Origin of the sequence: Pantoea agglomerans, assembly GCF_021397715.1 — a bacterium.
Lineage (GTDB): Bacteria > Pseudomonadota > Gammaproteobacteria > Enterobacterales > Enterobacteriaceae > Pantoea > Pantoea astica.
In genome coordinates, this window is record NZ_CP090207.1 from 896787 (window position 1) to 914718 (window position 17932).

Annotated in this window: 22 protein-coding genes; 15 read left to right on the forward strand and 7 right to left on the reverse strand. The window is 54.1% G+C overall.

The genetic code is table 11. From position 1 onward, the window contains the following. The first annotated feature begins 40 nt into the window (after nt 1-40). The 6 genes from LZU96_RS04360 (at nt 41) to LZU96_RS04385 (ending at nt 4170) form a co-directional block, all read left to right on the forward strand. Nucleotides 41-787, forward strand: coding sequence for a fimbria/pilus periplasmic chaperone (locus LZU96_RS04360; protein ID WP_409520460.1), 747 nt, complete (start codon nt 41-43; stop codon nt 785-787). 47 nt (nt 788-834) lie between these two features. Continuing rightward, nucleotides 835-1476 (forward strand): fimbrial protein, encoded by a 642-nt coding sequence (locus LZU96_RS04365; protein ID WP_233987222.1) that lies wholly within the window; start codon nt 835-837, stop codon nt 1474-1476. 67 nt (nt 1477-1543) lie between these two features. Continuing rightward, nucleotides 1544-2023 carry a fimbrial protein gene (locus LZU96_RS04370; RefSeq protein WP_233987223.1) on the forward strand — a complete coding sequence of 160 codons (480 nt, stop codon included), beginning with the start codon at nt 1544-1546 and terminating at the stop codon, nt 2021-2023. Nucleotides 2024-2035: 12 nt separating this feature from the next. Continuing rightward, complete coding sequence (locus LZU96_RS04375) at nt 2036-2548, forward strand: fimbrial protein (RefSeq protein ID WP_233987224.1); 513 nt, start codon at nt 2036-2038, stop codon at nt 2546-2548. Then, nucleotides 2548-3108 carry a fimbrial protein gene (locus tag LZU96_RS04380; protein WP_313188908.1) on the forward strand — a complete coding sequence of 187 codons (561 nt, stop codon included), beginning with the start codon at nt 2548-2550 and terminating at the stop codon, nt 3106-3108. The genes LZU96_RS04375 and LZU96_RS04380 overlap by 1 nt, the downstream gene beginning before the upstream one ends. Nucleotides 3109-3225: 117 nt before the next feature. After that, nucleotides 3226-4170 (forward strand): fimbrial protein, encoded by a 945-nt coding sequence (locus LZU96_RS04385; RefSeq protein ID WP_233987225.1) that lies wholly within the window; start codon nt 3226-3228, stop codon nt 4168-4170. 97 nt (nt 4171-4267) lie between these two features. Here the strand turns inward: LZU96_RS04385 and LZU96_RS04390 are convergent, their stop codons facing one another. Beyond that, entirely contained in the window at nt 4268-4894 is a 627-nt protein-coding gene (locus LZU96_RS04390) for a serine protease (RefSeq protein ID WP_233987226.1), read from the reverse strand. Between the two features lie 19 nt (nt 4895-4913). Here LZU96_RS04390 and LZU96_RS04395 point away from each other — a divergent pair, with 19 nt between their 5' ends. Both LZU96_RS04395 and LZU96_RS04400 read left to right on the forward strand, forming a co-directional pair. Beyond that, nucleotides 4914-5195, forward strand: coding sequence for a hypothetical protein (locus LZU96_RS04395; RefSeq protein WP_233987227.1), 282 nt, complete (start codon nt 4914-4916; stop codon nt 5193-5195). Between the two features lie 66 nt (nt 5196-5261). After that, entirely contained in the window at nt 5262-6425 is a 1164-nt protein-coding gene (locus tag LZU96_RS04400) for an MFS transporter (RefSeq protein WP_233987228.1), read from the forward strand. On the opposite strand, the gene LZU96_RS04405 is transcribed toward LZU96_RS04400, so the two are convergent. Further along, on the reverse strand, nt 6422-7342 hold the full coding sequence (locus LZU96_RS04405) for a LysR family transcriptional regulator (protein ID WP_233987229.1): 921 nt from the start codon (nt 7340-7342) through the stop codon (nt 6422-6424). The genes LZU96_RS04400 and LZU96_RS04405 overlap by 4 nt on opposite strands. A gap of 102 nt (nt 7343-7444) precedes the next feature. Here LZU96_RS04405 and lysA point away from each other — a divergent pair, with 102 nt between their 5' ends. Next, nucleotides 7445-8701 carry a diaminopimelate decarboxylase gene (lysA, locus tag LZU96_RS04410; RefSeq protein ID WP_233987230.1) on the forward strand — a complete coding sequence of 419 codons (1257 nt, stop codon included), beginning with the start codon at nt 7445-7447 and terminating at the stop codon, nt 8699-8701. 32 nt (nt 8702-8733) lie between these two features. Here the strand turns inward: lysA and LZU96_RS04415 are convergent, their stop codons facing one another. After that, the gene (locus LZU96_RS04415; protein ID WP_233987231.1) at nt 8734-9042 is read right to left on the reverse strand and encodes a PTS lactose/cellobiose transporter subunit IIA; all 309 of its coding nucleotides are present in this window, start codon (nt 9040-9042) and stop codon (nt 8734-8736) included. Nucleotides 9043-9221: 179 nt separating this feature from the next. Between LZU96_RS04415 and LZU96_RS04420 the strand changes: the two genes are divergently transcribed. The 5 genes from LZU96_RS04420 to LZU96_RS04440 all read left to right on the forward strand — a co-directional run bounded on the left by LZU96_RS04420 (nt 9222) and on the right by LZU96_RS04440 (nt 13669). Beyond that, nucleotides 9222-10571: a PTS sugar transporter subunit IIC gene (locus tag LZU96_RS04420; RefSeq protein ID WP_233987232.1), complete on the forward strand. Its 1350-nt coding sequence runs from the start codon at nt 9222-9224 to the stop codon at nt 10569-10571. After that, nucleotides 10568-11995, forward strand: coding sequence for a glycoside hydrolase family 1 protein (locus tag LZU96_RS04425; RefSeq protein ID WP_233987233.1), 1428 nt, complete (start codon nt 10568-10570; stop codon nt 11993-11995). Before LZU96_RS04420 ends, LZU96_RS04425 begins: the two co-directional genes overlap by 4 nt. 23 nt (nt 11996-12018) lie before the next feature. Then, nucleotides 12019-12336, forward strand: coding sequence for a PTS sugar transporter subunit IIB (locus LZU96_RS04430; protein WP_233987234.1), 318 nt, complete (start codon nt 12019-12021; stop codon nt 12334-12336). A 96-nt stretch (nt 12337-12432) separates the two neighbouring features. Then, a complete protein-coding gene (locus LZU96_RS04435; RefSeq protein WP_033733824.1) occupies nt 12433-13206 on the forward strand; it encodes an FCD domain-containing protein in 774 nt (257 codons plus the stop codon). Between the two features lie 13 nt (nt 13207-13219). Beyond that, the gene (locus LZU96_RS04440) at nt 13220-13669 is read left to right on the forward strand and encodes a GNAT family N-acetyltransferase (RefSeq protein WP_233987235.1); all 450 of its coding nucleotides are present in this window, start codon (nt 13220-13222) and stop codon (nt 13667-13669) included. 40 nt (nt 13670-13709) lie between these two features. On the opposite strand, the gene LZU96_RS04445 is transcribed toward LZU96_RS04440, so the two are convergent. The 4 genes from LZU96_RS04445 to mutH form a co-directional block, all read right to left on the reverse strand. Then, entirely contained in the window at nt 13710-14750 is a 1041-nt protein-coding gene (locus LZU96_RS04445) for an NADP(H)-dependent aldo-keto reductase (protein ID WP_233987236.1), read from the reverse strand. Nucleotides 14751-14890: 140 nt separating this feature from the next. Further along, nucleotides 14891-15109, reverse strand: a complete 219-nt coding sequence (locus LZU96_RS04450; protein ID WP_233987237.1) for a YgdI/YgdR family lipoprotein — start codon at nt 15107-15109, stop codon at nt 14891-14893. Nucleotides 15110-15227: 118 nt separating this feature from the next. Next, nucleotides 15228-15938 carry a TerC family protein gene (locus LZU96_RS04455; RefSeq protein WP_233987238.1) on the reverse strand — a complete coding sequence of 237 codons (711 nt, stop codon included), beginning with the start codon at nt 15936-15938 and terminating at the stop codon, nt 15228-15230. A 99-nt stretch (nt 15939-16037) separates the two neighbouring features. Beyond that, nucleotides 16038-16715: a DNA mismatch repair endonuclease MutH gene (gene mutH / locus LZU96_RS04460; RefSeq protein ID WP_233987239.1), complete on the reverse strand. Its 678-nt coding sequence runs from the start codon at nt 16713-16715 to the stop codon at nt 16038-16040. Between the two features lie 684 nt (nt 16716-17399). Here mutH and rppH point away from each other — a divergent pair. After that, the gene (gene rppH, locus LZU96_RS04465; RefSeq protein ID WP_031376193.1) at nt 17400-17927 is read left to right on the forward strand and encodes an RNA pyrophosphohydrolase; all 528 of its coding nucleotides are present in this window, start codon (nt 17400-17402) and stop codon (nt 17925-17927) included. The last annotated feature ends 5 nt before the right edge of the window (nt 17928-17932 follow it).

Sequence of the window (17932 nt, forward strand, 5' to 3'; positions counted from 1 at the left end):
AGCAGCGCTGAAAAGATAAAAAATTTAAGAGAGAGTTATGATGAATATTAAAATTTTATCCTCCCTGATGGCAGGTTTATTACTTGGCTGTGCTGTCATGCCACAGGCCAATGCGGCCATTGCGCTGGACCGTACCCGCGTCATTTTTGATGGCGGAAAAAATTCGACCAGCCTGAATATCAGCAATAAAAATAAAGAACTTCCCTATCTGGCCCAGGGCTGGATAGAGGATGCCAACGGGAATAAAATAGATTCGCCGTTAATCGTACTTCCGCCGCTGCAGCGTCTGGACCCCTCGGCCAAAAGCCAGGTCAAAATCCAGTCGTTACCCGCGATTAACCTGCTGGCTCAGGATAAAGAGACGCTTTATTATTTTAATCTCAGGGAAATTCCACCGCGTACCAATAAAGCCAATACATTACAGATAGCATTGCAGACCAGAATAAAATTATTTTATCGTCCCGCCACTTTGATTAAGACTTCTGCGGAGATGATCAATGTCTGGAAAGATAAAATTACCCTGACGCGTGAAGGCAATAAATATCGCATCAACAATAATACGCCTTACTTTTTTAATGTCGCCGCGGTGGGTAATGGCAGTAAAGATCTGGCTGAAATTAAGCCGTTGACGATTGCGCCGCAGAGCAGCGAAACCCTCTCTGTGAGTGCAGATCAGATGGGTAATTCACCCGATATTACCTTTATCAATGATTACGGTGGCCGGCCAAAACTGCATTTCCGCTGCAGTGGATCAACCTGCAACGTAGGTGAATATAAAGAAGGCTAATCCTGCGCTGTGCAGGATAGCAAGCAAGAACCAATCAGGAATTGCATATGGATATCGAAGCTACTTCGTTAACAGGAACGGGTTCAGGTCAGAGGATTATTCGTCACGGTTTGCAGGGACTGACATGCCTGATGGTCGCCTCTTTACTCTCAGCCGCGCCTGCTGTTCGGGCGCAGGATTTCAGTCAGGTAGACGGTGAGAGCGGCGTCATGCATATCTCCGGTGCGCTGACCCAGGGGGCCTGCCGTCTGGAAATGCAAAGTGCTGACCAGCATATTGAGCTGGGCACCATCACTACCGGGGATTTCAGCACGGTGGGCCAGCGTGGCGAGGCGATTCCGTTTCAACTGACTTTGCGTGACTGTTTGCTGAATGGCGGGCGTCAACGGGACGCCAGAACACAGAGTACCGTCTGGGATAGCCGCCAGCCTGTGGTCTCCGTCTCTTTTGTCGCGCCAGCCGATAATGAATCGCCCGATCTGGTTAAAGTCGCGGGGGCTCAGGGTGTGGGGCTGCGTCTGCTGGATAGCCGTCACCAGGATGTGCGTCTGGGCGATCGAAGTGAACCGGTTTTTGTCGCGCCTTATCACGATGTGTTGACCTGGTATGTGGTTCCTGAGCGTACGTCAGCGCCGCTGGTCGCCGGAGCTTTCACCTCCACCGTTAACTTTCGCCTGAATTATGACTGAGGTTAAAATTATGCCAGTGCCGCAGAGGGTGAGAGCGCTAATACCATGGCGTCGCATACGCACCTGTTTGAACAGTGTTATTGCGCTTTGTGTATGTCTGTCCGTGGGACCGCTTTACGCGATAGATCCGATTCCGATTAAAATAACCGGTACCGTTATCGCCACGGCTGCCTGTAATTTCGGCAGCGATGAAACGGTAGCCGTTGAATTTGGTGATGTTTATATTAATCAAATCAGCGGCGACTTTTATAAAAAGCCCGTTCCTTACACCTTAACCTGCCAGGGCGATTCTGCGGGTAAAACCATCAGCATGCAGTGGGTTGCCAATGCAGCTGCATTTGACAGTCAGTTAACAACCACCGATGTTTCCGGGCTGGGGATTAAGTTATTGCAGAATAATAGCCAGGTGAGTCCTAATGCCTGGTTTACCATTGACGCAAACTCTCCCCCTTCGCTGGATGTTGTTCTGGTTAAACAATCAGGTGCTTCTTTTAGCAGTGGGCAGGAATTTAATGCATCAGCAACGCTTAAAGTGGCTTATCAATAAGGAAGAATAAAGATGAAAGCCAGGCAACATTCTCTGCTCGGCATGAAGCTTCTTGCTGCTTTGCCGCTTCTGTTTCTTTTTAGCGTCGAAACATATGCAGACCAGACGGGTGATACGGTCAATGTCACTATTCACGGCACGTTAAAACGCCAGCCCTGCCATATCAGCAATGATGAGAATATCGCCATTGAATTTGGCAACGTCGGGATCAATAAAATTGATGGCGAACGTTATAAGCAGCCAATCAGTTACACGCTGGAATGCGAAGATCCGGATGCCGCGGCAACGTTGAATATGACGCTGAAAGGGACGCAGACTGACTATAACACCGGCGCAATTACCACCACCATACCGGGGCTGGGTATTGAAATTCTGCAAAATGGGGCGCCGGTTAAGATCAATGAATCCTTTGTGATTGACTATAACAATCCTCCCACTCTGGAAGCGGTTCCGGTCTCTTCCGGCGCGGCATTAACGGAAGGCGCGTTTAGTGCGACGGCAACGTTACTGGCGGAGTATGAATAATGTCAGAATATAAAAAAATCGAAATCATTAACTTTTTTTTAGTCGCTAATCTGATTGTTATTATGCTTTTACTGCTGTTATTACAGGTGAAGGCCCATGCAGTGACGGATAATCTTCGGTTTTCGGGTAATCTTGTCGCGGAACCCTGCGTACTTGATCCGACAACAGAAAATATAGAACTCGATTTCGGTACCATTATTGATAAATATCTCTATATCAATCAGCGCGTTCACAGCCAGCCTTTTACGGTGCGTTTGCTGGAGTGCGATTTATCGCTGGGCAATACTGTGAGTTTAACCTTCAGCGGAACTGCGGACAGCGAATTAACCGATATGCTGGCGATAACCGGTTCGGCCAGCGGTATCGCGATTGGGCTGGAAACTACCAGCGGTATTGCGCTGCCGTTTAATAAAGCGACACCCATGTATGCATTGACGTCGGGCACCACCGAACTGGTATTTAATGGTTATGTTCAGGGCAAGCCAACGGCGATTCAAAATCATTCTATTGGCCGGGGCGAGTTTAACGCGATAGCGACTTTTACCCTCAATTATGAATAAGCGCAGCCAGAGACTGAAACGAGTTTGTTGCTATTTATAAATCAGAAATGCGAATAACTGAATCGCGGAATAGGGTATGAGTGCGTGGTAACACAGCATTTTAGCGAGATGAAAATAATGAAGAAATTATCGAAGATAGCCAGTCTGATATTGAGTAAAACCGTGCTATCCGCGTTGGTTATCTGGCTCTGGTCGGCCAGCTGTAGCGCTTATGATTTTAGTGTGACCTGTTACGGTGACAATGGACTGTGCGGACCGGGCGTTAATTTTACCTTAACCAAAATCAGTACTGCACACGATGCCGTGCCTTTGCCGTTAACCCCCACTAGTATTCAATTTTATCTGGCAAACTGCCCTTCCGATACCAGTTGCACTAAATTGGTTGGCCCTTTCTATGATAGAACGTCCCCCATGTCTGCATGGGAAGATAAAAACTGGGGAACCTACGCGACTAAGTTCCTCTCGGCTAACAACATTCTTAATGGTGCTATTACAGGGGGTATTAATGCTGGCACGGGTGATGTATGGAACCCTAATGCCTATAAAAATCTTTGCTTTAGTATCACGGGTGTAAATTTCAGTACTAGCTGGGCAATCTGGGGGATAAATTATAGTTATCCAATGGGCACCGTGATGTGTTCAGTACCGATTAACCGGGTTGTGGCTGATACCTGTAGCGTCTCAACACCCAGCATCGACGTCGCTTTTGGTCAGCTTGAACGGTCAGAAATTAGTACAACGCTGCCTGCGAGTAACGATGTGAGCAAAACCCTGACGCTCAATTGCAGTGGCACCAGCGTTCACAACTTTTCGCTGAAGCTGAATATGACCCCGGTGTCGTGGTCAAACTCACAAATCACTACCAGTAACAGTGCGCTGGGTATCAGCGTATCGAAAGATAGCACCGTGCTGAATAACGGCTCTTCTTTCGACATGAGTGTGGCCGGGTCGGGCACCGCGGGGCTGGTCTTCAGCGTCTTGAGAAATCCTTCGTTGCCCAGCAGCAGCATTGCTACCGGCGACTTTACCGCTTCTGCAACGCTGGTTGTCACCGAACAGTAAGGTTTCTAGCCCTAAAAAAGGGTCTGATGCTCAGGTTTCCCGGCATCAGACCCTGATTAAAATATCTCTCCGCTGAGGCGCTGACCTCACCCACTCCTCAGGTTTTAATCGCCTGATCCAGCCATTGCTGAAAACGCGCATAGGGCACGTAGAGCGCAACATTCTTATACAGCGTCTTGCCGCTGGTATTGTCATTAATGCGATCGCTATAGCCGATGATCACGCCCGCCAGCGTATCGTCAGAGGCGTTATAGACCGCGCCGCCCGACATCCCTTTCACCACTCCGGCATTGGCCGCCACCACCACACAGTCCGCTTTGTTCCAGCTGTTTGCCAGCGTGGTATTAATCAGGTTCTGTCCGCTGGAGCTGACCGGCATCGCCGAAATAAAACTGTAGCCATAGAGATTCACCTGATCGCCGATATGGCTGTTGCGAAAGCTGGGCGGCAGGCTGGCTTCGCTGTTTTTGTGGTAGACCACCGCCAGATCGCATTGCGGATGCCAGGACTTGACCCGATAGAGCGAAAACTTCGCTACGTGCGCGGCGGTCAGGCTGTACTCCGACGTCAGCGGAATGGTGGTGCCCAGCGTGCCTAATCCCAGCACGGTTGGAATACCGGTCACGGTCATATCGACCCGCTTTTCGGCCTCTTTACTGTACTCATAGTGACCCACCGAGCAGCCGGTTAAGGCAAATATCATCAGGGCAATAAGCCGTTGCATTCTTTCTCCCCGCGTCAGAATGAGTTCACACCAGCTGGCGTTTCATAATGGGGTTATCGGCAACGCTGAAATTTTATTTATTGCAGACACATTAAAAAGCGTAACCGGTGACAGGCAAATGACAACCCTTGCTGGGCTGTGGTGGCAAAATCGGGCGTTTTTGGTTGCGCTGCGGATGACAACATCCTGCAGCGACGGCAGATATTATTGCGGCGATAGCAATAATCCTTTGCCGCCAGGGGACTATGTGGTGTTCAGCGGCTGTGCTGTAATAGCCCGCGTGACGCAGATCAAATATTAATAAGCGTCGACTGAGCCACGGCTTCGCGCGGTTCACCTGCATTTTCATCGTATTGGGAGAAATGTTATGCCTGTAGCGTTACTGGCGCTGGCGCTGAGTGCGTTCGCCATCGGCACCACCGAGTTTGTCATTATGGGCCTGCTGCCGGATGTGGCAGGCGATCTTCAGGTGTCGATTCCGTCAGCAGGCTGGTTAATCAGCGGGTATGCGTTAGGCGTCGCGATTGGCGCACCGATTATGGCGCTGCTGACCGCCCGGCTGCCGCGTAAAAAAACGCTGATGCTGTTAATGGTGATCTTCATCGTAGGCAATCTGCTGTGTGCGCTGGCCTACAACTATAACCTGCTGATGCTGGCACGTATCGTGACCGCGCTGTGCCACGGCGCCTTCTTTGGCATTGGTGCCGTGGTGGCGGCCAGTCTGGTGGCGCCGGAACGTCAGGCGTCTGCCGTGGCTCTGATGTTTACCGGGCTGACGCTGGCTAACGTACTGGGCGTGCCATTGGGCACCTGGTTTGGTCAGCTGTTCGGCTGGCGCGCGACCTTCTGGGGCGTGGCGGTTATCGGCGTGCTGGCTTTCATCGCCCTGATTGTCAGCCTGCCAGATAACAAACAGGAAAAACCGGTCGATCTCGCCAGTGAAGTGAGCGCGCTGGCTAACGGTAAACTGTGGCTGTCGCTGCTGATGACGGTATTTTTTGCCGCGGCGATGTTTGCGCTGTTCAGCTATATCGCGCCGCTGCTGTTAGAAGTGACCGGGATCAGCGATCGCGGCGTCAGCTGGACGCTGTTCCTGATTGGCGCGGGCCTGACGGTCGGCAATATTCTGGGCGGTAAAATGGCGGACTGGAAAGTCTCCTTCAGCCTGATCCTCAGCTTCTCCCTGATTGCGATTTTCTCGCTGCTGTTCAGCTGGACCAGCCACGCGCTGTGGCTGGCAGAGATCACCCTGTTCCTGTGGGCGATGGCAACCTTTGCCACCGTGCCAGGCCTGCAGATTAACGTGGTGCGTCACGGTAAAGAGGCCCCGAATCTGGTCTCGACCCTGAATATTTCCGCGTTCAACGTCGGTAATGCGCTGGGTGCGTGGGTCGGCGGGGCGGTGATTGGCCGGGGTTACGGCCTGACGGCGGTACCGGTTGCCGCCGCGGCGCTGGCGGTGATCGGTCTGCTGGTCTGCCTGATCACCTTCCGCAAATCGGGTGGCGCGGCTTCTGCGGTGCGCGCTTAAACCAGGCGTGCGGCGATGCGCGCCGGAAAGTCAGCCACCTGTTGTTGCAGATGGCTGACGAACGCATCGACCAGCGCCGAGGCAGGGCGGTGATGCGGCCGGACCAGGCTAACGGTAAAGGGCACCGACACGCTGAACCGCCGCATCACCACACCGCTGTCGGCATAATCGAGCGCCGTCAGCGGATTGACGATTGAAATGCCGACTCCCGCTCTGACCATAGCGCACACCGACGCGGCGCTGTGGGTTTCCAGCACCAGACGACGATCCACCTCCTGTTCATGAAACAGCGCATCAAGCAGCTGGCGATAACTGTCGGTGCGCGACAGACTGACATAATTCTCACCGGCAAAATCCTGCGGCGTCAGTACGGCACGCTGACTCAGAGGATGCTGCTGCGGCAACACACAGACCTCATCGCAGGTTAACAGCGCATAACGATCGGTACCGGCCGGTGCATGCTGGGTTTCGGTTAAACCGAGGTCATAGCGCTGCGCCGACAGCCACTCCTCCAGCAGCGGCGACTCCTGCGGGATCACATTCAGACTGACATCCGGATAGCGCTGCAAAAAAGGCTGACACAGCGGTGGCAGCAGCGACTGCGAAAACACCGGTAAACAGGCAACCGAAAGCTCGCCCTGACGAAACTGCCGCAGGTTATCCGCCGCCTCCATGATGCGATCCAGCCCATACCAGGAACGCTGCACTTCCTCAAACAGCCGCAGCCCCTGCACCGTTGGTTGCAGACGTCCGCGCACCCGGCCAAACAGCTGCAGTCCGAGCTGCTGCTCCAGCCGCGCCAGCTCCCGGCTCACCGTCGGCTGCGAGGTGTGCAGCAGCGTCGCGGCCTGCGTCAGGTTACCGCTGGTCATCACCGCGTGAAAAATTTCAATGTGTCGCCAGTTGATGTTCGCCACACTGCCATCCCATATCAATTATGCATAGATGCTATTAAAACAGATATTTTTCGCTATAGCACGATTCTGGCTTAATGGGGTTATCGCCACAGGAGAATCCTTATGCCCCGTTCCTTACAGACCACTGAAACCGCGCTCAACGCCACTAACCTGCTGCCGCTGGCACGCCGCTATGCGGGGCCGTTCTGGGCCTACGATGCCGAAATCATTCAGGCGCGCATCACCCAGTTGCAGGCGTTTGATGTGGTGCGCTTTGCCCAGAAATCCTGCTCAAATATCCATATCCTGCGCCTGATGCGGGCGGCGGGCGTTAAGGTTGATTCGGTCTCGCTGGGCGAAATAGAACGTGCGCTGGTGGCGGGATACCAGCCGGGTGGTGACGAGATCGTGTTTACTGCTGACCTGTTTGATCAGCCCACGCTGGCGCGGATTGCGGCGCTGAAGGTGCCGGTTAATGCCGGTTCCGTCGATATGCTGCATCAGCTGGGGGCTGTCTCGCCGGGCCATGCGGTATGGCTGCGGGTTAACCCCGGTTTCGGCCACGGCCACAGTCAGAAAACCAATACCGGCGGTGAAAACAGCAAGCACGGTATCTGGCACGGGGATCTGGCCTTAGCGCTGGCGGCAATCCAGCAATATGGCCTGCGACTGGTGGGCATTCATATGCATATCGGTTCCGGCGTTGATTACGCCCATCTGCAACAGGTATGTGATGCGATGGTCAGTCTGGTGGTGGAGTTCGGTCAGGATCTGACCGCGATCTCAGCGGGCGGCGGATTGTCGATTCCCTATCGCTACGGTGAAGAGGCGATCGATACCGATCACTATTTTGGTTTGTGGGATGCCGCGCGCCAGCGTATTGCGCAGCACCTGGGTCATGACGTCAAACTGGAAATTGAGCCGGGTCGTTTCCTGGTGGCCGAGTCGGGCGTGCTGGTGTCGCAGGTGAGGGCGGTGAAAGAGATGGGCAGCCGTCACTTTGTGCTGGTCGACGCCGGTTTCAGTGATTTAATGCGCCCGTCGATGTACGGCAGCTATCACCATATCTCGCTGATGGCGGGCGATGAGCGGGCGATTGATGAGCAGCAGACTATCGACACGGTGGTCGCCGGTCCACTGTGCGAATCGGGCGATGTCTTTACCCAGCTGGAAGGCGGCAAAGTCGATACCCGTGCTATTCCGGCGGCGCAGGTCGGCGATTATCTGGTGTTTCATGACACCGGCGCGTATGGCGCGTCGATGTCATCCAATTACAACAGCCGTCCCCTGATCCCGGAAGTGCTGTTCGAACAGGGGCAACCGCGCGAGATCCGCCGCGCGCAGACCATCCAGGAATTACTGGCGCTGGAAGAGGTCTGACCGGCCGCACAGGCGGCAGCAAAGGCCGCCTGTCAGTTAAACAGCTCTTTACGCAGCATCACCATCTCCTCCGCCAGATCGCGACACAACATCGCATTCATTAAATGATCCTGTGCATGCACCAGGATCAGCGTCACCGGTAACTTGCCGCTGCCTTCATCCGCGCCAATCAACTGCGTCTGAACCTTATGCGCTTCTTTTGCTGCGGCATCGGAGGCGGCCAGCGCCGCGTCGGCACCTGACCAGTCACGCTGGCGAGCGCACTGGATCGCCATCATCGCTGACGATCGGGCTTCCCCGGCATTGATCAGCAATTCCATCATGGTTTGTTCGAAATCCATACGACCTCCGTTATTGGTATGCCAAATTGGCTTTTTTAATCTTACTGGAATGCCAAAAAACGTTTCCGGGAGCTTTGTCACAGAAAGAAACGGGGATAATCGTCATTTTGGTATGCCACTAACAGGGAAGATAGCCACGACTACTGGAATGCCAATCTTACATCTCTGAGGGTTGACCCATGTCTCTACAGGACCGCCTTATCGATTCGCTGGGCAGCTTTGCCACCCGCTTCAATAGCTACCGCTACATCATGGCGATCAAAGCCTCGTTCATTACCCTGATGCCGGTGATCATCGTCGGCGCCTTCTCGGTGCTGATTTCAAACATGGTGCTGGACAGTAAAAATGGCCTCGCCAGCTTCGCCGCGCTGAGTTTTTTAGCCGATCTGAAACCGATCACCAGCAGTATTAACTATGCCACGCTGAGCTTCCTCAACATTGGCGCGGTGTTCCTGATTGGGATTGAGCTGGGCCGTATCAACGGCATCAAAACCTTGTTCCCTGGCCTGCTGGCGGTCATCTGTTTTGTCTCCGTGACGCCGACCACCTTACAGATGATGGTCGACGGTCAGATGCATCTGGTCACCGATGTGCTGGCGAAGCAGTTTTCAGATACCAAAAGCCTGTTTCTCGGCATGTTTATCGCCATTCTGTCGGTCGAGGTTTATTGCCGTCTCGAACAGGTTGAGCGGCTGAAAATTAAGATGCCTGATACCGTGCCGCCCAACGTTGCCGCCTCTTTTTCGGCGCTGATCCCGTCGATTATCACCGTGACGCTGGTGGCCACCTTTGGCTTTGTTTTCCATCGCGTTAGCGGCATGTATCTGTATGACGCGGTCTATCAGGTGGTGCAGCAACCGCTGGAGTCGGTAGTGCAGAGCCTGTGGGGGATTCTGATTCTGATGTTCGTTGCCCAGCTGTTCTGGGTCATTGGCATTCACGGCAATCAGATGGTGAAACCGATTCGTGAACCGCTGCTGCTGGGGGCGATTATGGTCAATATGACCGCCTTTGAGCAGGGCAAAGAGGCGCCAAATATCATCACCATGCCGTTCTGGGATGTTTACATGAGCATCGGCGGTTCCGGCCTCACCATCGGTCTGTTGACGGCGGTGATGCTGGCAACGCGGCGCAAGGAGATGCGTGAAATCGCCAAACTCTCATTCGGCCCCGGCATTTTCAATATCAATGAACCGGTGATCTTTGGTATGCCGATTATGCTCAACCCGATCCTGGCGATCCCGTTCATCATTACGCCGCTGGTGACCGGTTCCATCGGCTATTTCGCCACGGTGATGGGATTCGCCGGCAAAGCGGTGGTGATGGTGCCGTGGACCACGCCACCGATCATTAACGCCTGGCTCTCGACGGCGGGATCGATGGGCGCGGTCGTGACCCAGATCATTTGCATTCTGGTATCGGTGCTGATCTACCTGCCGTTTGTCAAAGTGGCTGCCCGCCGCGCCGATGCTGCCGAAGCGCAAAATTCACAACCTGAACTGACCCCGAACCGACCGGAGGTGTTATGAGTCGCCAGCTGATTCAGATCCCGCAAAATTTTATTCTCGGTGCTGCTGCTTCAGCCTGGCAAACCGAGGGCTGGAGCGGGAAAAAAGTAGGGCAGGACTCCTGGGCAGACGCCTGGTATCAGCAGGATCGGCACGTCTGGCATAACGGCTATGGCCCGGCCATCGCCACCGATTTTATTAACCGTTTTGAAGAAGATGTGGCGCTGATGAAAGCCAGCGGGCTGACGCACTATCGTACCTCGATCAACTGGTCGCGTTTTCTCACCGACTATGAAACGGCCACGGTGGACGAAGAGTACGCGGCTTACTATGACCGGCTGATTGACGAGATGCAGCGCCAGGGGATTGAACTAATGCTCTGCCTGGAGCATTACGAACTGCCCGCCACGCTGCTGGAGCAGTATGGCGGCTGGCAGTCAAAGCATGTGGTTGAGCTGTTTATCCGTTACGTCGAACAGGTGTTTAAACGCTATGCCGGACGGGTGACGCGCTGGTTTGTGTTTAACGAGCCGATTGTGGTGCAGACCCGCGTCTATCTCGATGCGCTGCGCTGGCCCTATGAGCAGAACACCCATAAGTGGATGCAGTGGAACCACCATAAAAATCTGGCCACCGCCCGGGTGGTGCAGCTGTTCCGCCAGGCGGGCTATGCCGGTCGCATCGGCACCATCCTCAACCCGGAAGTCACCTATCCGCGCTCGTCAGCCCCGCATGACCGGAAGGCGGCGCATATTTATGACCTGTTCTATAACCGGGTATTTCTCGATCCGGCTATTAAAGGCACCTATCCGGCGGAGCTGCTGGCACTGCTGGATAAACATCAGATTCAGTGGGAAGCAACGCCGGAAGAGCTGGCGATCATCGCTGGCAATACCGTCGATGAGGTCGGGCTTAATCTTTACTATCCGCACCGCGTAAAAGCCCCGTCCCGAGCCTGGCATCCGGAAACGCCGTTCCATCCCGCCTGGTATTACGAGCACTTTGAGTTGCCGGGCCGGCGGATGAACTCTTCGCGCGGCTGGGAAATTCAGCCGGAAATCATCTGGGATATGGCGCAGCGAATGCGCGATGAGTACGGCAACATTCCGTGGTTTGTCGCCGAGAGCGGCATGGGCGTCGAAAACGAAGCGCAGTTCAAAAACGCAGAGGGGGAAATTCAGGACGACTACCGCATCCACTTTATCAGCGAGCATCTGCATCAGGCGATCCGCGCGCAACAGGCGGGCATCAACTGTCAGGGCTATATGCTGTGGGCCTTCACCGACAATGTCTCGCCGATGAACGCCTTCAAAAACCGCTATGGCCTGATTGAAATCGACCTGGAGAACCAGCGTCAGCGCCGGATGAAAAAGTCCGCCCACTGGTTCCGGGCACTGCGCGATAACCAGCAATTTACCCTGTGGCTTGATGATGAGCCTAAGTAACCAAATAACCCGAGGAAGCGAGAATGAAACGTATTGTTCTGGCCTGTGCCGCAGGCATGTCGACATCAATGGTGGTGACAAGAATGGAAAAAGAGGCCGCCGCGCGCGGATTATCTTTTCAGATCTACGCCATCCCCGAACAGAATCTGCGTGAGGAGCTGCAAAATTACGGCAGCGAAGTGGTGGCGGTGCTGCTGGGGCCGCAGGTGCGCTTTAAACTGGAAGAGAATAAAAAACTGACCGACAGCTATCAGCTGCCGATTGCGGTGATTGATACCGTCGCTTACGGCACCCTGAATGGCGCAAAGGTACTCGATCAGGCGCTGGCTTTGATACACTGAGGCACAGTTTGCGAGCCATCTTCTCCGGCTCGCGGGCATTGTCGCGCAGGGAACGGCGGCAATGCCGTTAGCGCATTGATTGCAAAGGGTGAAAGCGTGGACAAAGCCGAAGCGCCGCAAGAAAAAAAGCAGTATCAGGAAATTGGTCAGCATCTGCGCCAGCAAATCAGCGACGGACATTATCCGGTGGGATCGCGCCTGCCGCCTGAACGTCAGCTGGCTGAAACCTGGGGCGTCAGCCGGACCATCGTGCGCGAGGCGTTATTGATGCTGGAGCTGGAAGGCACGGTGGATATTCGCCAGAGTTCCGGCGTCTACGTGATGCGTATTCCGTCCGCCAGCGACGATGAAGAAGAGGCTTTTTTCCGCAGCGATGTTGGCCCGTTTGAAATGCTGCAGGCGCGTCAGCTGCTGGAGAGCAATATCGCCGCCTTTGCCGCTAAAATGGCGACCAAGGCGGACATCGAAAACCTGCGCCGCACGCTGGAGCAGGAGCAGCGTGCCATCGCCGCCAATGACAGCAGTCAGGATAACGACAAGTTATTTCATCTGTTGCTGGCGGGAGCCAGTCAGAATCAGATGCTGCTCGACACCGTGACCAGCATCTGGCGACATCACGACAGCAGCCCGCTGTGGCAGCAGCTGCGTCCCCAGTTTGAAACCCGCGCCTACCGCCTGAAGTGGCTGGGCGATCACCAGACCATTCTGGCCGCTCTGCGCCGTCGCGATGTGATGGGCGCATGGCAGGCCACCTGGCAGCACCTTGAGAATGTTAAAAATACGCTGCTGGAGCTCTCCGATGCGGATGCGCCTGACTTCGACGGTTATCTGTTTGATTCAGTACCGATCTTTCAGGGAAAGCTGATGTAGTGGAGAGTCATTAATGAAGATAGTGCCGCTTAGCGCCGTGCCTCAGTTTGCCGATCAGATTACCGAATGGCAGTGGCGGGCTTTCGGCGATCCTGACAGCCGTGACTTCTTCGCCAGCATTGTCGCCAGCAGCCTGAGCGGAAGCGATTTTCCGGTGACGTTTGTCGCCGTGGAGGCGGGCAATGCGATAGGTACGGTGGGCTTCTGGCGCTGTGATCTGATCAGCCGTCAGGATCTCTTCCCGTGGCTGGCGGCCCTCTATGTGGATAGGTCCGCGCGCGGCAAAGGCGTGAGTGAAGCGCTGCAGCAGCGGGTGATTCAGCACGCTCAGGCGCAGGGATATTCGCGGTTGTGGTTGTGGTCAACCTTCAGCGGCTATTACGAACGTTTTGGCTGGCAGCCTCAGGGCGAGGCGCTGGAATATCCCGACAAGCCTGTGATGCTCTATTCCCGCCCTCTGTAAAGGGTGCCAGCCGCGCTATTGGCGACCGGCACGGGCTGATTCAGGGAGCCGGATAGGTATAACGACGGTGGATCGCCTCTATGCCTTCCAGGATCTCAGCATTTAATGTCAGATTGAAGCTGTCGATGTTGGTCTGCAACTGCTCCAGCGTGGTCGCGCCGAGCAGGGTGCTGGCGACAAACGGCTGCTGACGCACGTAAGCCAGTGCCATCTGTGACGGATCAATCTGGTGCTGGCGGGCTAACGCCACATACTCGGCAACCGCCTGTTGCGACTGCTCGCCGCTGTAGCGGGTAAAGCGACTGAACAGCGTGTTGCGGGCACCGGCAGGCTGCGCGCCATTCAGGTACTTACCGCTCAGGGTGCCAAACGCCAGGCTGGAGTAAGCCAGCAGCTCAACCCCTTCATGCTGACTGATCTCGGCCAGACCCACTTCAAAGCTGCGGTTCAGCAGGCTGTAGGGATTCTGAATGCTGATGATGCGCGGCAGTTCATGCTTTTCCGCCAGTTGCAGATAGCGCATCACGCCCCATGCGGTTTCATTCGACACCCCGATATAGCGAATCTTACCGGCGCGCACCTGTTCGGTCAGCGCTTCCAGCGTCTCCAGCAGCGTCACCTGGGCGGTGGTTTCACTGTACTGATAGCCCAGCTTGCCAAAATAGTTGGTCTGACGTTGCGGCCAGTGCAGCTGATAGAGATCGATATAGTCGGTATTCAGGCGTTTCAGGCTGGCATCCAGCGCTTCGCGGATGTTCTTGCGGTCCAGTGCCATGTTAGGGCGAATCGACGCATCGTTACCGCGCGACGGGCCCGACACCTTGCTGGCCAGAATGATTTTGTCACGGCTGCCGCGCTGTTTCAGCCAGCTGCCAATGTACTGTTCGGTCAGACCCTGGGTTTCCGGGCGCGGTGGCACCGGATACATTTCGGCAGTATCAATAAAGTTAATGCCGGAACGAATAGCCAAATCCAGCTGAGCATGGGCGTCGGCTTCACTGTTCTGTTCGCCAAACGTCATGGTGCCCAACCCCAGCTGACTCACTTCCAGCGTGCTATGGGGAATACGATGATAGTGCATTGCCAGCTTCCTTTTCTTTATGGAATGGAATGTTGTCTCCTCAGGGACTATAGCGCGAGCAATGGCGGGGAAGGAAGGGGGAAAAGTTGGGGAAAACGCCTGCCAGCGGGGAAGATGCGGCAGGCGAGTCAATTTCGCACTTAGCGTTCAATGATGGTCGAGACCTCATCGCCGTTAATCTGTACTGCGTGACCCGACTGATCGGTGTACTGCACCAGCCCGGTTTCTTTATCAATGGTCGGCTTACCTTCGGTCATAATCATCCGGCCATCTTTAGTTGCCATCACATAATCTGAACTGCATCCGCTTAACATCGCTGCGGTTAGCGCCACAATTGCTACACCTGCCCATCCTTTCATTACGCCTCATCTCCACACATCATCGACTGCAAAAAGTGTAGTAATAAATTGTTTTGCCGGCCGGGTTAATCGTAGGAATCTGAAAATTTGCGGGCGAGCACGCTCGCCCTTGACATTTCTATGCGGTTTTCTTCTTACCGCGCATCAGGTTAAGGCACTCAACCGCCATTGAGAAGAACATGGCAAAATAAATGTAACCTTTTGGTACATGAACCGCGAAACTCTCCAGAATCAGGGTGAAACCGACCAGAATCAGGAAAGCTAACGCCAGCATTTTCACCGACGGATGGCGCTCAACAAACTCACCAATGGTGCGGGCAGCGAACATCATCATCAGCACTGCGATCACTACCGCCGCCATCATGATAAACAGATGATCGGAGAGGCCGATGGCGGTAATCACCGAGTCGAGGCTGAAAATAATATCCAGCAGCATGATCTGTACGATCGCGCCGAGGAACGAATGGACGTTGGATTTCTGTTCCGCTTCGTTACCTTCGATGGTTTCGTGGATCTCCATGCTCGATTTCCACAGCAGGAACAGACCACCGAACAGCAGAATCAGATCGCGGGCAGAGAAGGCGTGGTCCATCAGCGTAAACAGCGGATTGGTCAGTCTGGCCACCCAGGCGATAGAGGCCAGCAGTCCCAGACGCATTAACATCGCGCCCAGTAAACCGATGCGGCGTGCGCTGGCTTGCTGGTGCTTAGGCAGTTTAGCGACCACTAACGACAGGAAAATAATGTTATCAATACCCAGCACCACCTCAAGGATGGTCAGGGTTCCCAGTGCCAGCCAGGCGTTGGGATCGGCAATCCACTCAAACATACCTACATTCAATCCTAAACGAAAATTAAACGGGGATTATACGCACTGAATTTGCTTCTCTCCCACAAAATTGCGCCACGTCAGGTGAGAATGTCATTGCTACAGCAGAAAGTGGCGCGCCAGCAGCGGTCCGGTAAAACTCTTCTTCAGGTAAAAGCCGCGCGGTAAGGTTAGGATCGGTTGACCCTGATCGCCAATCCCTTCGGTCAGCGCTTTACTGTTGGCGGCTTTGGGACGGATCTGCAGCCAGGCGCCGTGGCGGGCGGTGATCTGATCTACCTGACCCAGCACGATCATATCCATCAACTCTTCCCAGTCCTGACGCAGCATCTCATCTTCTTCTGCGTTCGGGCTCCATAACAGCGGTGCCCCGACCCGACGCTGCCGCAGCGGAATATCACGCTGGCCTTCGACCGGGATCCACAACACCCGCGCCAGTTTGTGACGTACGTGGCTGGTCAGCCAGGTAACGCCACTGTTACCGGTAAGCGGGGCAACGCAGACAAAGGTGGTTTCCAGCGGTTTCCCTGTGGCATCAATCGGAATGGTTTTTAGCTCAATACCGAGATGGGCGAAGTCCTGCTCGGCTTTGCTGCCGGCACTGGCCCCGAGCAGCAGTTCCAACAGCATACCGACCCAGCCTTTATCGCGTTTCAGGTCGGGAGGCATCGTCAGACCGGCCCGATCGGCCAGCGTTTCCAGCGTTAATCCGGCTAACGCCTGCGCCCGGGCCAGCAGGATAGCTTCATCTTCAGGCGGTGCTGGCAGGTGGCTCATGGTGATTACTCATGTTGCTTAAAATTTGTACAGGATGTTGCGCAGTGGGGTTAACTGAACAATTCACTGCGCTGAGTGAGGATAATAACATGATAGATCGTGCTTTTTTCAGCGGATCTCGCGGGCAATGAAAGGGGTGCTTGCAGGTTATCCCAACTTACTCGCAACAATGAACAGGATCTCATACCCGGTTATCCACAGAAAAGTGGGATAACCCGCCAGCCTGTGCGGTACTGGTTCCATTTACAGCCTTGACTTTGCCGTTTTTGACGCTAATTTCACCGCTCTGACCTAAGGCTGAGCGATCTGTTGTGGATAACCTGCTAAGCGCTTAAAATTCATCCAACTGTAAAGAGTGGACAGTTTTGTCGGGGGTTAATCGCCGTGATAATTTGTTTATTTTTCAATTTTATCTATTATAATCAATCTTATATGGAATAATGGATTTTTCATCTGCCTGAAACGTTCAGCAAGGTTATTCAGTTAACTCCCGCGTTCTGCACAAAGCTATCCACAGAAAAGGTGAATAAGATCGATTTTTCTGACGGGGATTGTTCATAACTAGCGGCTTCTCTGTGAGTTATCCCGGAGTTTTACGCTTAACACCCCGTGAATCCAGTGGTTTACCGCCTGTAAGGAGTGTGAAACAATCAGCCTATTCAAATTTAGCTTTGAGGTAGTCCGGTGATCGATGATGATGGCTACCGCCCGAATGTTGGTATCGTAATTTGTAACAGGCAGGGACAAGTGTTATGGGCCAGGCGCTTTGGACAGCACTCCTGGCAATTTCCTCAGGGAGGCATCAATCCCGGTGAAACCGCTGAACAGGCGATGTATCGCGAACTGTTCGAAGAAGTGGGGTTACACCGTAAAGATGTTCGAATACTTGCATCTACCCGTAACTGGTTGCGCTACAAGTTGCCAAAACGTTTGGTGCGTTGGGACACAAAGCCGGTATGTATCGGCCAGAAACAAAAGTGGTTTCTTCTGCAGTTAATGTCTAATGACGCGGATATCAATGTGCAGCACAGCAGCACGCCTGAGTTTGACGGCTGGCGCTGGGTGAGCTTCTGGTATCCGGTGCGTCAGGTTGTCTCCTTCAAACGCGACGTCTACCGTCGGGTGATGAAGGAATTCGCTGGCGTGGTGATGTCTATGCAGGAGAGTGCGGGGCAGCGAAACAATCCTGCCCATCGACGTAAGAGAGGATAGGCCAC

Coding starts and splice junctions, on each gene's coding strand:
- LZU96_RS04385 (WP_233987225.1), top strand. CDS start 3,226: ATGAAGAAATTATCGAAGATAGCCAGTCTGATATTGAGTAAAACCGTG.
- lysA (WP_233987230.1), top strand. CDS start 7,445: ATGCCCCGTTCCTTACAGACCACTGAAACCGCGCTCAACGCCACTAAC.
- LZU96_RS04390 (WP_233987226.1), bottom strand. CDS start 4,894: ATGCAACGGCTTATTGCCCTGATGATATTTGCCTTAACCGGCTGCTCG.
- LZU96_RS04440 (WP_233987235.1), top strand. CDS start 13,220: ATGAAGATAGTGCCGCTTAGCGCCGTGCCTCAGTTTGCCGATCAGATT.
- LZU96_RS04365 (WP_233987222.1), top strand. CDS start 835: ATGGATATCGAAGCTACTTCGTTAACAGGAACGGGTTCAGGTCAGAGG.
- LZU96_RS04425 (WP_233987233.1), top strand. CDS start 10,568: ATGAGTCGCCAGCTGATTCAGATCCCGCAAAATTTTATTCTCGGTGCT.
- LZU96_RS04400 (WP_233987228.1), top strand. CDS start 5,262: ATGCCTGTAGCGTTACTGGCGCTGGCGCTGAGTGCGTTCGCCATCGGC.
- LZU96_RS04375 (WP_233987224.1), top strand. CDS start 2,036: ATGAAAGCCAGGCAACATTCTCTGCTCGGCATGAAGCTTCTTGCTGCT.
- LZU96_RS04415 (WP_233987231.1), bottom strand. CDS start 9,042: ATGGATTTCGAACAAACCATGATGGAATTGCTGATCAATGCCGGGGAA.
- LZU96_RS04430 (WP_233987234.1), top strand. CDS start 12,019: ATGAAACGTATTGTTCTGGCCTGTGCCGCAGGCATGTCGACATCAATG.
- LZU96_RS04450 (WP_233987237.1), bottom strand. CDS start 15,109: ATGAAAGGATGGGCAGGTGTAGCAATTGTGGCGCTAACCGCAGCGATG.
- LZU96_RS04445 (WP_233987236.1), bottom strand. CDS start 14,750: ATGCACTATCATCGTATTCCCCATAGCACGCTGGAAGTGAGTCAGCTG.
- LZU96_RS04395 (WP_233987227.1), top strand. CDS start 4,914: ATGAGTTCACACCAGCTGGCGTTTCATAATGGGGTTATCGGCAACGCT.
- LZU96_RS04455 (WP_233987238.1), bottom strand. CDS start 15,938: ATGTTTGAGTGGATTGCCGATCCCAACGCCTGGCTGGCACTGGGAACC.
- LZU96_RS04420 (WP_233987232.1), top strand. CDS start 9,222: ATGTCTCTACAGGACCGCCTTATCGATTCGCTGGGCAGCTTTGCCACC.
- LZU96_RS04380 (WP_313188908.1), top strand. CDS start 2,548: ATGTCAGAATATAAAAAAATCGAAATCATTAACTTTTTTTTAGTCGCT.
- mutH (WP_233987239.1), bottom strand. CDS start 16,715: ATGAGCCACCTGCCAGCACCGCCTGAAGATGAAGCTATCCTGCTGGCC.
- LZU96_RS04360 (WP_409520460.1), top strand. CDS start 41: ATGAATATTAAAATTTTATCCTCCCTGATGGCAGGTTTATTACTTGGC.